This is a genomic window from Streptomyces sp. NPDC007896, assembly GCF_042959425.1.
Lineage (GTDB): Bacteria > Actinomycetota > Actinomycetes > Streptomycetales > Streptomycetaceae > Streptomyces.
Genome location: NZ_JBIBKX010000011.1, coordinates 62,407 through 76,237, shown reverse-complemented (window position 1 = coordinate 76,237; position 13,831 = coordinate 62,407). Strand labels below are relative to the sequence as shown.

The window sequence follows — 13,831 nt, the reverse complement described above, 5'->3', positions numbered from 1 at the left end:
CTGTTCCTGGCTCATGCCGTGGCCTCCGCCGCTGCCCGGGCCGCCGCCGGAAGGGCGTCGGCGATCCGCTGAATGGCCCGCTCGTCGTGGGCCGTGGACACGAACCACGACTCGAAGGACGACGGGGGCAGATAGACGCCCTGCGCCAGCATCGAGTGGAAGAACGCGGAGAACCGGAAGGACTCCTGCGCCTTCGCGCCCTCGTAGTCGCGCACCTCACGCCCGGTGAAGAAGACCGAGAACATGTTGGAGGCGTTCTGCAGCCGGTGCGCCACGCCCTCCTTGCTCAGCGCCTCCGTGACCAGCCCGCGGATCTGCTCGGAGACGGCGTCGACCTTGTCGTACGCGGCGTCGTCGAGCAGCCGCAGCTGGGCGAGCCCGGCGGCGGTCGCGACGGGGTTGCCGGAGAGCGTGCCGGCCTGGTAGACGGGCCCCGCGGGAGCCAGGTGCTCCATGACGTCCTTGCGGCCACCGAAGGCGGCGGCGGGGAATCCTCCGCCCATGACCTTCCCGAAGGTCATGAGATCGGGACGTACTCCGTCAATCCCGTACCAACCGGCCTTGCTGGTCCGGAATCCGGTCATGACCTCGTCGGAGATGAACAGGGCGCCGTTGCGCGCGCAGGCGTCCTTGAGTCCCTGGTTGAACCCGGGCCGGGGCGGTACGACGCCCATGTTGCCCGGCGAGGCCTCGGTGATCACACAGGCGATCTCACCGGGGTGCGCGTGGAAGGCCTCGTTCACGGCTTCGAGGTCGTTGTAGGGCAGGACGATCGTGTCGGCGGCCTGGGCGCCGGTGACACCGGGGGTGTCGGGCAGCGCGAAGGTGGCCACCCCGCTCCCGGCCGACGCCAGCAGCGAGTCGACGTGCCCGTGATAACACCCGGCGAACTTGATCACCTTCGACCGCCGGGTGAACCCGCGGGCGAGCCGGATGGCGGACATGGTCGCCTCGGTCCCGCTGGAGACGAGCCGGACCTGCTCGACGGGCTCGACGCGGGCGACGATCTCCTCGGCGAGCGCGACCTCGCCCTCACCGGGAGTGCCGAAGGAGGTGCCGCGAGCGACGGCCTCCTGGACGGCGCCGATGACGTCGGGATGCGCGTGCCCGAGGATCATCGGCCCCCATGAACACACGAGGTCGACGTATTCCCTCCCGTCGGCATCGGTCAGGTATGGACCGTTTCCGGACACCATGAAGCGGGGCGTACCGCCCACGGCGCGGAACGCGCGCACCGGAGAGTTCACGCCGCCGGGCGTGACGGCAGCCGCACGGTCGAAAAGAGTCTGCGAAACTGGGGCTTCGTACGGATAGCTCACACGGGCCATGGTGTCAGAGGCTGCGAAGATCCTGCGGACAGGTGTTTCAGCGTACGTTTCGGCGTGCGGCCGTGGGGGAGGTCACTGTCACGATGATCGGGTTGCGTGGCGGGGGTCGCGCGCCTTAGAAAAGCAGTCGGGTGGAGATATGCATCGCGGTGGCGGACTGGGCGAGGGGACCGATGACCTCGGTCCTCGGCGTGCCCGGCGGGGAAGGCACCGGCGCGAGGCGGAGGAAGCGGCCGAGGCACGACAGACGCAGGGGTCGCCGGGCTCTCCCGGATCTCCCGGATCACCCGGGTCGCAAGGATCACAGAACGATCCTGAGCGGATCGACTCGTCGGGCCGTATGGACGGTATGGACTACACGGACCGCGGGGCAGACCGGCTCAGGGCAGGAAGCGGGAATGGTGGCCGGGTGGGGGTGACCTACAAATACTTCGGCGCGCCGGACGGTGCGACGGCGGCCCGCGTGCCGATCTCGATGCGCCCCGAGGAACTCGGCGGCGACGAGCTCGGCATGAACGGCATGTTCACCAAGATCAAGCCGGAGACCATGGCCGCGATGGTCCTCACCGGCATCGAGGGCGTCCCTCTCCACAAGGTCCCGCCCCTGGAACTGGTCGTCCTCCACCCCGACTACGCGGTCGTGAAGCTCCCCATGACCGTCGTCGACCCCCTCCGGGGCATCGGCGAGGAGGCGGTCGGCGCGGCGGCCTTCATCTGGTCGACGGTCCCGGACCGCGGAGGCCCGCGGGACGCCTTCAACGTGTACCAGCTTCTCCACGAATGGCAGGATTTCAGCCATCGTCTGCACGAGGCGGGGCATCAGCCGTACTGCCTGGTGTGGCCCTGATCTCCGGTTCTCCATGACACGGGCGGGACTTTCGGGTCTCGCCCGGGGCGCCTGAGCCGTCTCCCCCACGAAGAGCCGCGCCCCTGGAGCATGTCCCGGACGTGGCCACGGTCACAGCCAGCCGTTGCGCTTGAACCCCCGGTGGATGACGAAGCACGCCGCGGCGATCACCGTGAGGGCCAAGGAGTAGCCGAAGCGCCAGTGGAGTTCGGGCATGTGGTCGAAGTTCATGCCGTAGACGCCGCACACCATCGTCGGTACGGCGACGATCGCGGCCCAGGCCGTGATCTTGCGCATGTCCTCGTTCTGGGCGACGGAGACCTGGGCGAGGTGGGCCTGGAGGATGGAGTCGAGGAGGCTGTCGAAGGCGGTGATCTGTTCGGTGACCCGGGACAGGTGGTCGGCGACGTCACGGAAGTACGCCTGTATCTCGGGGGCGATGAGGCGCATCGGCTCGGTCGCCAGGATGTGGAGAGGGCGGCCGAGGGGGACCACCGCGCGTTTGAGTTCGAGGAGTTCGCGCTTGAGCTGGTACATGCGGCCGGCGTCGGCGCCCTTGGCACCGCGGGGTGAGAAGACGGACGTCTCCACCTGGTCGATGTCGTCCTGGACGGCGTCCGTGACGGTCAGGTAGTCGTCCACGACGTGGTCGGCGATGGCGTGCAGCACCGCGGCCGGGCCCTTGGCCAGCTGCTCCGGCTCGGCCTCCAGGTCCTCGCGCAGGGGGCCGAGGGAGCCGTGCCGTCCGTGCCGCACGGTCACCACGAAGTCGGGGCCTGCGAAGACCATGATCTCGCCGGTGTTCACGACCTCGCTGGTGGCGGTCAGTTCGGCGTGTTCGACGTAGGAGACCGTCTTGAAGACGGCGAACAGGACGTCGCCGTACTGCTCGACCTTGGGGCGCTGGTGGGCGTGGACCGCGTCCTCGACGGCGAGCGGGTGCAGGCCGAACAGTTCGGCGACCCGGGCGAACTCCGTCTCGGTGGGCTCGTGCAGCCCCAGCCAGACGAAGCCCTGGCCGCCGCGTTTGCGGACCCGGGCGACGGACTCCTCGACGCTGGGCGCGGCCTCCTGGCGGACGCCGTCGCGGTAGATCACGCAGTTGACGACGGCGGAGCCGAGCGGGGAGCGGGCGGGGTGGCTCAGGTCCACCCGGCGTCCGCCGCGTGCCAGACGGGCGACTTTGCGCAGGTTGCCGACCATCGACATGCGGTGCTCCTTCCCCGGATTTCCCGGAACGGACGGCCAGTGTGCCAGCAAGGGGTAAGACCGACGTCAGAGCCCGGTTCGAGCGTGCGCCCCGCGCCCGGCCCCGCGGTGTCAAGGGGGTGTCAGGAATCACACCCGCGCCGTCAGACCCGCGCCAAGGCGTCGGTCCGCCGCCGTTCCGCGGCCCTTCGATGGCGGACGGGTACGTGTGTGGACCGACGTCGAGGAGTGCGCGAGCGATGAGCGAGGAAGAGCGGGGACCGCGCGTGGTCGCCGGAGTGAGCGGTTCGCCGGGGAGCCTGGCGGCCCTGCGCCGGGCCGCCGCCGAGGCCCGGCGCGGCGGAGCCGAGCTGCTGGTCGTGATCGCCTGGGAGCCGCCCGGTGGTGACTTCGCCCACCGCGGTGCGCTCGGTCCACTGCCGATGGCCACGCTCCGGCGGGACGCGGGCAGGCGGCTGCTCGCCGCACTCGACACCGCCTTCGGCGACGCGGGGCCCGGGGTCCCGTACCGGGGTCTTGTCGTGCGGGGCACACCGGGGCGGGCGCTGGTCGAGACCGCCGACCGGGCCGACGACCTGCTGGTGGTGGGCCCGGGGTGCCGAGGAAGACTGCACCGGTCGCTGTTCCCGTCCGTCGCCCGGTACTGCCTCGCGCACGCCGTCTGCCCGGTGCTGGCCCTGCCGCCCTCGCCCCTGTCCCGCGAGCTCGCCTCGGTGCACCGCCGCATCCGGCTGTGGCTGCCGCTCGACGCGCGGGAGCTGACCGAGGACAGGTCCTGAGCGACCGAGGCTCCCGCGTCAGGGACGCGTTACGGGTCCGGGGCCGTAGGTGGGCTGTAGGACCCTCTTCGGGATCAGGCTCCGGCCCCGGCGGCCGTTCAGAGGCTGAGCCGGTACGGCACCAGGCAGACGACCACGTCCGTACGGGCCCGCAGCGTGGCGGCGAGGAGCAGACCTCGCTGGTTCTGCAGGATCTGATAGCGGCGGTGGAGGGGCTCCACCTCGGGGATGAGGACGGCGATCTGACGTCCTCCCTCCTCCGCCCTGCGGACGTAGTCGACGATCGGTTCCACGAGCGAGCGCTGCGGGCTGTCGACGACGTCCAGGCGTACACCCGGGTTCCAGCGGTCCCAACTCTCCCTGAGGGCACGGACCTTGACCGGGTCGGCGTGCACGGCGACCGCGACCACCTCGTGGCCGAGGGCGCGGGCGGCCGACAGCGCGTGCTGGGTGAGTCTGCTGACCTCGCCCACCGGCACGATGACGAGGGAGTCGCCGACGTGCACGGGCGGCGGGACCTCGCCGAGTCCGAGTTCCCGGCCGACGGTCGTGTAGTAGCGCTGGACGCGGTCGAACAGCAGCATCAGCAGCGGGATGGCGACGACCACCACCCAGGCCCCTTCCAGGAACTTGGTGGTGAGCAGGACGACGCCCGCCACGGCGGTCAGTACCGCGCCGACCCCGTTGAGGACCGCGCGCCGCAGCCAGCCGCGCGGACGCTGCCCGGCCCAGTGCCGTACGAGACCGGTCTGACTGATGGTGAAGCCGATGAACACGCCGATCGCGAAGAGCGGGATCATCCGGTGGGTGTCGGCGTTCACGGCGATCAGGAGCACGGCCGCGAGCAGGGCGAGGGTCACCACGCCCCAGCGGTACACCGGCCGTTCCGTGCGCAGCCCGAACAGGTGCGGCAGCCGGTGGTCCTTGGCGAGCAGGCTCATCAGGACGGGCAGTCCGCCGAAGCTGGTGTTCGCGGCGAAGGCGAGGGCCAGGGTGACGATGAGGTTGGTGGCGTAGTACGGCCATCCCGTCCCGTACGCGCCCGCCGTCAGCTGCGCGAGTACGGTCACGCCGCCGCGCGGGGCGACATGGTCACGGCGGATCAGCAGGGCCATGCCGATGAGCATCAGACCGAGCAGGGCGCCGAGCATCAGCTCCGTGCGCTGGGCGCGTTTGACGCGCGGCTCGCGGAAGGAGGGCACGCCGTTGGCGATGGCCTCGACTCCGGTGAGCGCGGAGCAGCCGGAGGAGAACGCCTTGAGGAGCAGCAGGACGCTCAACGCCTCGGTGGCGTGGACGGGCTGGTCGGTGCCGACGACCGCCACGGGATGACCTCGCACCAGGCCGAGCACGACGATGCCGAGGATGCTCACGATGAACAGCACGGTGGGCAGCATCAGCACCCGCGCGCTGTCGGCCACACCGCGCAGGTTCACGGCCGTGAGCAGGGCGAGCCCGATCAGGCAGATCGCGAGCAGGTGCGAGCCGAGCACCGGGAACGCGGAGGCGAGGCTGGCCGCGCCCGCCGCCAGACTGACCGTCACGGTCAGCACGTAGTCCACGACCAGGCTGGCCGCCGCGAGCAGGCTGACGGTCGGTCCGAGATCCTTCTTCCCCACCGCGTACGCGCCGCCGCCGTCCGGATGCACGGCGATCACCTGTCCGTACGACACGACGAGCACCGCCAGCAGTCCGGCGATGACGAGCGTCACCGGCAGCGTGGCGGACAGCGCGCCCGTTCCGGCGGCGATCAGTACGAGCACGATCGCCTCGGGTCCGTACGCCACCGAGCTCAGCGCGTCCAGGGAGAGCGCGGCGAGCCCCTCGACGCTGGTCAGGTGGTACTTGTCGCCCTCCCCGTGGCGCAGCGGAACTCTCGGCCGCAGTTCGCGGCGGGCCAGGCCGTACGCCATGGGGGACCTCGCGGGGGGTGGGGGTGTCTGAGGTCAGTGTGACTGGCGTGGTGCGGTGTGGAGGGGCAAGGACGCGCCAGGGCCGCGGCGGACCGAAGGTGCGGGGCGCGCAGTCGTGTTGCCGCCGATCGGGTAGTACCCGAGGCGCGGTGCGGGCGGGGGTACGGCCGCTCGTCCCTGGTGAAACAGCAGGTCAGTGGAGTCTGACGGGTCATCGGTTGGCCGAATGGGCCGGGTGGACGCGGCCTCGGGGGTGCGCCAGGTGAGCGGCTCGAGTGGTGCGCGGGGCCCAGCGGATTGACGGTGGATCACGTCGGGGTCGGGTTCTCACGAGCTGACGCAGTGTCAGCTGCCTGGCTGCGACGGAAGGACTCCGAAGATGCGATCTGCCCGCATGCTCCTCGCCACCGCGACGGCCACGGCCGCCCTCGCGATCGGCGCACCAGGTGCCCTCGCCGCCACGGCAGGTGACGGGGGCCACGACGACTCTTCCTACAGCAAGGAGCACGACAAGCCGAACGGGGGGGTGCACGCGGGTGGCGGAGCCCTGACCGCCGTGCGCGGTGACGACTCGAGCAGGGACGACTCCGGCTCCGACCGCGGCAAGAGCGACTCGGGCTCCGACCACGGCAAGAGCGACTCCGGCTCCGACCGTGGCAAGAGCGACTCGTCGGACTCCGAACACGGCAAGAAGGGCGGCTCCGACCACGGCAAGGGCGACGACTCCGGCTCCGAGCACCGCGGACCCCGAGGCGGCGTGCACACCGGCGGCGGCGCCCTCAGCGCCGTACGCGGCGACGACTCGAGCAGGGACGACTCCGGCTCCGACCACGGCAAGAGCGACTCGGGCTCCGACCGTGGCAAGGGCGACTCGTCGGACTCCGAACACGGCAAGAAGGGCGGCTCCGACCACGGCAAGGGCGACGACTCCGGCTCCGAGCGCCGCGGACCCCGAGGCGGCGTGCACACCGGCGGCGGCGCCCTCAGCGCCGTGCGCAGCGACGACTGGAACAAGGACGACGAGAAGTTCGACCCGGAGACCTACAAGGACAAGGGCGACAAGGGCGATAAGGGCGACAAGGGCAACGACGACTCGGGTTCCGGCCGCGGCAAGGACGACTCGGACTCGGAGCGCGACAAGCCCCGAGGCGGCATGCACACGGGTGGCGGTGCGCTCGCCACTACGGGTACGACGGCCGGTGGGCTGGCGGTCCTGGCTCTCGCCGGTGCGGGTGTCTACGTGGTGCGCCGCAGGCGTGCGGCGGACGGCCTGTCCTGATCCATGCCTGACGACATAGCAGCCCGGGCCGCCTCCTGCGCACAGCGTGGCGGCCCGGCTGGTTGCCCCCGTGCCGCGCCGGCTCCGCCGCCGTAGTCCAGTGAGTTGTTCCGTACGTGTTCCAGTGAGGTGGTGCCCGATGGCATCCCGGTTGTCCTCCCCTGTCGAGCCACAGTCCGTGACGCCGCTCCAGGGCCCGCGGCCCGGCGTGCCGTTGTTCGTGTGGTGCGTCGGAATCCTGGTCCTGGCGCTGAGCCTGTTCGGCGGCCATGGCAAGCCCTCCGACCCGTTCGACCCCTCGGCCAAGCCCCATGCCGTGGCGGGCCTCGCACCGTCGTCCGCGGCCCGGCCGGCGGGCAAGCATCTGCCGCGGTCCGAGCCGACGCGGCTGCTCATCCCGAAGATCGACGTGGACGCCCCGTTCACCGAACTGGCCGTCGACGCCGCGGGCAAGCTCCAGCCTCCGACCGCCGACGACACGAACCTGGTCGGCTGGTACTCCAAGGGCGTGTCCCCCGGTGAGCCGGGGGCCGCGATCATCGCCGGTCACGTCGACACGACCACCTCCGCGGCCGTCTTCGCCGACCTCAGGGAGTTGGGGGAGGGGGACCAGTTCACCGTGAAGAGGGCCGACGGGCGTGACGCCACCTTCGTGGTCGACAGCGCCGACACGTTCGCGAAGGACGACTTCCCCGACAAGCGCGTGTACGCCGACACCCGCGACGCCGAGGTCCGGCTGATCACCTGCGCCGGCGACTACGACCATTCGGCGAAGGACTACACCGAGAACCTGGTGGTCTTCGCCCACCTCGTCTGACTGCACGTGTCGGCACGGCCGGTGACGTGTCAGAGGCCCGGGACTCCGTGCTCGCGCAGGGGCCCGATGCGCCAGCCGTGCGTCTCACAGGTGTCGAGGACGCGGGGCAGGGCGGCGAGGGTGGTGCGCCAGGAGTCCGGGGCCGAGGTGCAGTCGGAGTCGTGCAGCAGGATGGTGCCGCCGCCGGACAGATCGCGGGTGACGGTGCGGTGGACGGAGTCCGGGGTGGCCCGTTTGCGCCAGTCCTCGCCCCAGGCCGTCCACAGCGTCGGGGTCAGCCCGAGGCGGCGGCAGGTGAGGTGGGCGGCGGTGTTCATCACCCCGTACGGCGGCCGGAACAGCGTGGGCGGGCGGCCGGTGACGTCGGCGACGGCGTCGCGGGCCCGGGCGAGGTCGTCGTACGTGGCGCGCGGGCCGCGCAGCAGCAGGGGGCGGTGGTGCCAGCCGTGGATGCCGATCTCGTGCCCGGCGGCGGCCATCTCCTTGGCCAGGCCGGGCGAGCGGGCCAGCATCGAGCCCAGCAGGAAGAAGGTCGCCCGGATGCCCCGGGCGTCCAGCAGTCGCAGGAAGTGCGGGGTGGAGAGGTGGTCGGGCCCGTCGTCGAAGGTGAGCGCGACATGGTCGGGGCGGCCGCGGCCGGCGAGGCGGGGCATGGCCCGGTTGCGGAGCGGGCCGAAGGTGGAGATCACCGGCGCGGCGTGCGCGGCGGCGAGCGCGGGCAGGGCGATCGCCCCGGCCCGCCGGACGCTACGGGCCAACTGGCCCGGGTCTGACCTCATCGGTCGTCGTCCTCCAGGTAGTGGGTGAGCGCACCGAAGTGGTGGCCGGGGGACTCCCCGTAGGCGTAGGCGAGCGGGGCGCCGATACCGAGGGAGAGGGTGGCCGCGACGGCGGCGACCATGAGGACCGTACGGCGCCGGGCCCGCCGTGACCTGGCGGCGAACCGCGCGGCGGCGGGAAGGCGCGGCGCGTCGGCCGTTACGGCGGTCGACGCGTCGACCGGACGGCGCTGGGACGGTATGAGGGCTGCGGACAGGTCCGGCGTCCCGGCCGGTACCGCGGTCGAGGAACCCTGACGTCCCGGGCGTACGGAGGAACCCTGACGTCCCGGGCGTACGGCGGACAGCGGGCCGCGGGCCATCGCCGTGACCGCCGGTACGGGACCGGGGGCCGCGGTGAACAGGGCCAGGCCCGCCTCGCGCTGCGCCCGGCCGCGCGGACCGTGGAGGAGTTCGGTCAGGGTCGGCGCCAACTGGTCCGGCTCGCGGATCCAGGGGGCGAGGCCCGCCTCGTCGAGCGCGGCGGCGTTGGTCTGGCCGTGCCCGGGTATGCAGCGGTAGCTGACGACCGGGAGTCCGCCCGCGAGCGCCTCCAGCGAGGTGAGCCCGCCCGCGTTCTGAACGAGGGCGTCGCACGCGTGCATCAGGCCGGGCATGTCGTCCACCCAGCCGTGCACATGGGCGATGCCGTCCGCGCGCAGCCGTTCGGCCAGCGCGTGATTGCGTCCGCAGACCACGACCGGCAGCGCGACCCCGGTGTCGAGGATCTCGGCGGCGGCCTCCCGGACGGGCCCGACTCCCCACGAGCCCGCGACCAGCAGGGCGAGCGAGGTGTCCTGGGGGAGGCCGAAGCGGGTGCGGGCGGCACGCCGTTCGCCCTCGTCGGCGGGGGTGAAGCGCGGGTCGGTCATCGGGCCGGTCACGGTGACGCCCGCCGCGCCCTGCTCGTGCGCCTGGGCGGCGGGTATCGCGTGGGCGGCGAGGTGGGCGTCGATGCCGGGCGCCACCCACAGGGAGTGGACGGAGAAGTCGGTGAGGTAGGTCAGGGCCGGTATCGCGAGCCGGCCGCGCAGCCGCAGGGCGCCGAGGACCTGGCTGGCTCCGGGGTAGGTCGAGACGACCGCGCGGGTGTCGGGGGTGACGGTGGCGAGGGTGCGGCGTTCGGCGCCGCGCAGCAGGGCCCGTACGGCGGGGTTGGGGCGTCGTTCGTGCTCGGTGGCGGCGTAGATGCGCTGGTAGCCCGCGGGGGCCCAGGTCAGCAGCCGGAGGTAGGCGCCGGAGAGGAGCTTGCCGATGCGGGCGGGCAGCAGGTCGAGGAAGTCGTGGCGGTCGACGAGGAAGCCCGCCGCCGTGAGGTGGCGGGTGAGTTCGGTGGCGGCGCCGTCGTGCCCGGCCCCCATACTCGCGGAGATGACGGTGATGCGGGTGGGACTGTCGGAGTGGGGCACAGCGGATCAGCCTCCAGAGTGGTGAGGGCATGACGGGGGACGTCACCGACTCGCCGGAACAAAGGCGAAGAAAACAAACACAGGGGTGACCGAGGTCGCCGCCACCGGCGTCGGCGGCGCCGACCGGCTCGGCGGTCAGGTACTGAGCATTCAGGCGTCGAGAGTTCAGGCGTTGAGTCCTCAGGCGTGGAGCGCTCCCGAGCCCAGCAGCCCGAGAAGCAGCACGCCGACGACAATCCTGTAGATCACGAAGGCGTTGAAGGAGTGCTTCGCGACGAACTTCAGCAACCAGGCGATCGACCCGTAGGCGACGACGAAGGAGACGGCGGTGCCGACGGCCAGCGGTACGACGCCCACCCCCGCGCCGACGGCGTCCTTCAGCTCGTACAGACCGGCGCCGGTGAGGGCGGGGATGCCGAGGAAGAAGGAGAGCCGGGTGGCGGCGACCCGGTCCAGGTCGAGGACGAGCGCGGTGGACATCGTGGCGCCGGAGCGCGAGAAGCCCGGGAAGAGCAGCGCGAGGATCTGCGAACAGCCGACCAGCATCGCGTCCTTGAAGGTGGTGTCGTCCTCGCCGCGCTTGTGGCGCCCCATCTGGTCCGCCGCCCACATCGCGCCACTGCCGACGATCAGCGAGACGGCGACCACCCACAGGGAGCCGAGCGCCCCGTCGATGAGCGGCTTGGCGGCGAGGCCCACGATCACGATCGGGATGGTGGCGTAGATGACCCACCACGCGAACTTGTAGTCGTGGTGCTGCCGTTCCTCGCGGTCGCGCAGTCCCCGGCCCCACGCCGAGACGATCCGCACGATGTCCTTGAAGAAGTACACGAGTACGGCGGCGATCGCGCCGACCTGGATGACGGCGGTGAAGCCGACCACGGCCGTGTCGTCGACCGGGATGTTCATCAGCCCCTCGGTGATCTTGAGGTGGCCGGTGGAGGAGACGGGGAGGAACTCGGTCACTCCCTCGACGACTCCGAGTACGACGGCCTGGCCGACGCTGATAGCACTCATGGGATCCATCTCTGCGGTGAACAGGACGAGCACGTGTCCCCCGGGGCACGGGCGCACGGCGACACATGGCAGACTCGGACCACGGCAGCATTTACACCGCCGTAGAAGGTCAAGTTTTACACGACTGTAGAAGATGGACGGGTGAACGACAAACCCATGGGCCGCGATTCAGGCGATTCACAGGCTCGGGGCTCCAAGAGGGCCAACGGCGAGCGGGAGTCCGAGATCCTCGGCGTACTCCAGCGGGCCGAGGCCGCGCTCACCCCGGGTGAGGTCGCCGAACGGCTCGGGGGCGAGCTGACGTACAGCAGCGTGGTCACGATCCTCACCCGGATGCACACCAAGCAACTGCTCACCCGCACCCGGCGCGGACGGGCGTACGCCTACGCGCCCGTCACCGACGACCCCGGGTTCGCCGCCCGCCGGATGCGCACCGTCCTGGAGGAGCGCCCCGACCGCGAGGCGGTCCTCGCCCGCTTCGCCGACAGCCTGTCCGACACCGACGCGGACCTGCTGCGCCACCTGCTGGGACCCGACGCGGACCCCGACCGGTAGGACAAGGAGCCCGCCCGGATGCGTATCGCCGTCTATCTGCCGCTGCTGCTGTCCGTGATCGCGCCCCTCGGCGCCCGCCCGCTCTCCGAACGCTGCGAACCGCGCCTGGCCACCTGGCTGCTCACCGCCTCCGCGCTGATCCTGGGCGCGGCGACCGTCATCTCGCTGGGACTACTGGCGATCACCGGCCTGATAGACGTCCCGTTCCTCGCCGGCCTCGGCCACTGGTCGGCCCGCACCGCGCAGATCAACGACCCCGCCGAACCGCCGGTCGCACTCCTCGCCGGCCTCCTGCTCGGCGGCGCGCTGCTGACCGCGGCGCGGATGCTGTGGCGCCGGGCCCGCTCCATCGCCTCCGCCATCTGGGACGCCGCGTGCATGCCCACGCCGGACGGGCTCGTCATCGTCGAGGACGAGGCGCCGGACGCATACGCGCTGCCGGGGCTGCCCGGGCGGGTCGTCGTCTCCACCGGCATGCTGCGGACCCTGGACAAGGCCGAGCACGACATCCTGCTCGCCCACGAGCGCGCTCATCTCGCCGCCCACCACTACCTGTTCGTGGCCCTGGCCGGCCTGGGCGCCGCCGCCAACCCCCTCCTGCGGCCCTTCGCCACCGCCGTCACTTACACCGTGGAACGCTGGGCCGACGAACAGGCCGCCCGCGCCACCGGTGACCGCCGCCGGGTCGCCCGCGCGGTCGGCAAGGCGGCCCTGGCCGCCCACGGCGCCCCTGCCCCCCGCCTGTCCACCCTCGGCTTCCGCGGCGTCCTCGGCCGCCGGGGCCCGCTCGCCGGCGCGGGCCCGGTCCCCCGCCGGGTCGCCGCCCTCCTCGCCCCACCCCTCGCCCGCCGTCCCGGACTCGCCCTCGTCACGATGGCGTGCCTGGCCCTCACCGTCATGTCGACCGCCGCGGCCGCTCATGACCTGGACGCCCTACTGGAAGTGGTCGGCGTCGAGCACCACCACGGGCCGCATCACGTCGACCTGGACGGCCCGCACGACACCGCTCCCGTGCACTGAGGCTCCGACATGACGGAAACACGCCGGCCCTGCCCGGGCGGCGTGCCCGAGCTCCGGGCCATGACTTCACAGCGTGGAAGAGACCAGGACGCCGACCTGAGCCGTCAAATCGCCGACGTTCCCCCCTGGCGGGCGGGACCGAAGGAACGCACGACGCGGAATCCCACGTCGTCGACCCGGAAGGTCGGGTGACTGCGGCGGCGCGCGGAGGCCCGGCAGCTCCAGTGCTCGTCGAACCAGCCACCGCCGCGCAGGACCCGGTAGGCGCCGTAGACCTCGGGGTCGTAAAGGTCCCAGCACCAGTCCCAGACGTTGCCCAGCATGTCGTACAGGCCCCACGCATTGGGCCGCTTGCCGCCCACGTCGTGGACGCGTTCGAGCGAGTTCCCGCGGTACCAGGCGATCTCGTCGAGCGGTCCATAGCGGGGTCCGCTCGTCCCGGCACGACAGGCGTGCTCCCACTCGGCTTCGGTCGGCAGCCGGTACCCGTCGGCGGACGCGTCCCACTCGATGTCTTCGCCCTCGACACCTTCGCCGTCGGCATGCAGGTGGTAGGCGGGCGCCAACCCCTCGCGCCCGGAGAGGGCGTTGCAGAACCGGACCGCGTCCCACCAGGAGACACTCACGACGGGCAGTCGGTCCCCGGCGGCAGCGGCAGCCTGACCGGTCACCTCCCCGTACAACGCCCGGGTGACGGGAAACGCGGCGATCTCGTAGGGGGCGAGCTCGACCGACCAACTGCGCTGCGTACGCCGGTCCGACAGCGTGACCCGCCCCGGCGGTACGGAGGTCATCTCGACGCGCGCCTTGAAGTCCATGATCTGCAATGCTACGGAGGCC

The 13,831-nt window shown here is 71.8% G+C and carries 13 protein-coding genes; 6 read left to right on the top strand and 7 right to left on the bottom strand.

The window, feature by feature from the left end; genetic code table 11:
- Nucleotides 1-11: 11 nt before the first annotated feature.
- On the bottom strand, nt 12-1,328 hold the full coding sequence (gene hemL / locus ACFZDJ_RS31795) for a glutamate-1-semialdehyde 2,1-aminomutase (protein WP_168510099.1): 1,317 nt from the start codon (nt 1,326-1,328) through the stop codon (nt 12-14).
- A gap of 409 nt (nt 1,329-1,737) precedes the next feature.
- Here hemL and ACFZDJ_RS31790 point away from each other — a divergent pair, with 409 nt between their 5' ends.
- On the top strand, nt 1,738-2,175 hold the full coding sequence (locus ACFZDJ_RS31790) for a hypothetical protein (RefSeq protein ID WP_003974483.1): 438 nt from the start codon (nt 1,738-1,740) through the stop codon (nt 2,173-2,175).
- A 111-nt stretch (nt 2,176-2,286) separates the two neighbouring features.
- Here the strand turns inward: ACFZDJ_RS31790 and ACFZDJ_RS31785 are convergent, their stop codons facing one another.
- A complete protein-coding gene (locus ACFZDJ_RS31785; RefSeq protein WP_391063968.1) occupies nt 2,287-3,384 on the bottom strand; it encodes a CorA family divalent cation transporter in 1,098 nt (365 codons plus the stop codon).
- Between the two features lie 239 nt (nt 3,385-3,623).
- Between ACFZDJ_RS31785 and ACFZDJ_RS31780 the strand changes: the two genes are divergently transcribed.
- Entirely contained in the window at nt 3,624-4,163 is a 540-nt protein-coding gene (locus ACFZDJ_RS31780) for a universal stress protein (protein WP_391063965.1), read from the top strand.
- A 98-nt stretch (nt 4,164-4,261) separates the two neighbouring features.
- Here ACFZDJ_RS31780 and ACFZDJ_RS31775 read toward each other — a convergent pair whose 3' ends face one another.
- On the bottom strand, nt 4,262-6,076 hold the full coding sequence (locus ACFZDJ_RS31775) for an amino acid permease (protein WP_391063963.1): 1,815 nt from the start codon (nt 6,074-6,076) through the stop codon (nt 4,262-4,264).
- Nucleotides 6,077-6,455: 379 nt separating this feature from the next.
- Here ACFZDJ_RS31775 and ACFZDJ_RS31770 point away from each other — a divergent pair, with 379 nt between their 5' ends.
- Complete coding sequence (locus ACFZDJ_RS31770; RefSeq protein ID WP_390934866.1) at nt 6,456-7,355, top strand: hypothetical protein; 900 nt, start codon at nt 6,456-6,458, stop codon at nt 7,353-7,355.
- 139 nt (nt 7,356-7,494) lie between these two features.
- On the top strand, nt 7,495-8,172 hold the full coding sequence (locus tag ACFZDJ_RS31765; RefSeq protein ID WP_391063960.1) for a class F sortase: 678 nt from the start codon (nt 7,495-7,497) through the stop codon (nt 8,170-8,172).
- Between the two features lie 29 nt (nt 8,173-8,201).
- Here the strand turns inward: ACFZDJ_RS31765 and ACFZDJ_RS31760 are convergent, their stop codons facing one another.
- From ACFZDJ_RS31760 to ACFZDJ_RS31750, 3 genes are all read right to left on the bottom strand, one after another.
- Nucleotides 8,202-8,951, bottom strand: coding sequence for a polysaccharide deacetylase family protein (locus ACFZDJ_RS31760; RefSeq protein WP_390934864.1), 750 nt, complete (start codon nt 8,949-8,951; stop codon nt 8,202-8,204).
- Nucleotides 8,948-10,399 carry a glycosyltransferase gene (locus ACFZDJ_RS31755; protein ID WP_390934863.1) on the bottom strand — a complete coding sequence of 484 codons (1,452 nt, stop codon included), beginning with the start codon at nt 10,397-10,399 and terminating at the stop codon, nt 8,948-8,950. The genes ACFZDJ_RS31760 and ACFZDJ_RS31755 overlap by 4 nt, the downstream gene beginning before the upstream one ends.
- A 180-nt stretch (nt 10,400-10,579) precedes the next feature.
- Nucleotides 10,580-11,416, bottom strand: coding sequence for an undecaprenyl-diphosphate phosphatase (locus ACFZDJ_RS31750; RefSeq protein ID WP_391063958.1), 837 nt, complete (start codon nt 11,414-11,416; stop codon nt 10,580-10,582).
- Nucleotides 11,417-11,557: 141 nt separating this feature from the next.
- Between ACFZDJ_RS31750 and ACFZDJ_RS31745 the strand changes: the two genes are divergently transcribed.
- Together ACFZDJ_RS31745 and ACFZDJ_RS31740 are read left to right on the top strand one after the other, a co-directional pair.
- A complete protein-coding gene (locus tag ACFZDJ_RS31745; protein WP_360263257.1) occupies nt 11,558-11,971 on the top strand; it encodes a BlaI/MecI/CopY family transcriptional regulator in 414 nt (137 codons plus the stop codon).
- 18 nt (nt 11,972-11,989) lie between these two features.
- A complete protein-coding gene (locus tag ACFZDJ_RS31740; protein ID WP_391063955.1) occupies nt 11,990-12,991 on the top strand; it encodes a M48 family metalloprotease in 1,002 nt (333 codons plus the stop codon).
- A 104-nt stretch (nt 12,992-13,095) separates the two neighbouring features.
- On the opposite strand, the gene ACFZDJ_RS31735 is transcribed toward ACFZDJ_RS31740, so the two are convergent.
- Nucleotides 13,096-13,809, bottom strand: coding sequence for an SUMF1/EgtB/PvdO family nonheme iron enzyme (locus tag ACFZDJ_RS31735; protein WP_391063952.1), 714 nt, complete (start codon nt 13,807-13,809; stop codon nt 13,096-13,098).
- Between the last annotated feature and the right edge of the window lie 22 nt (nt 13,810-13,831).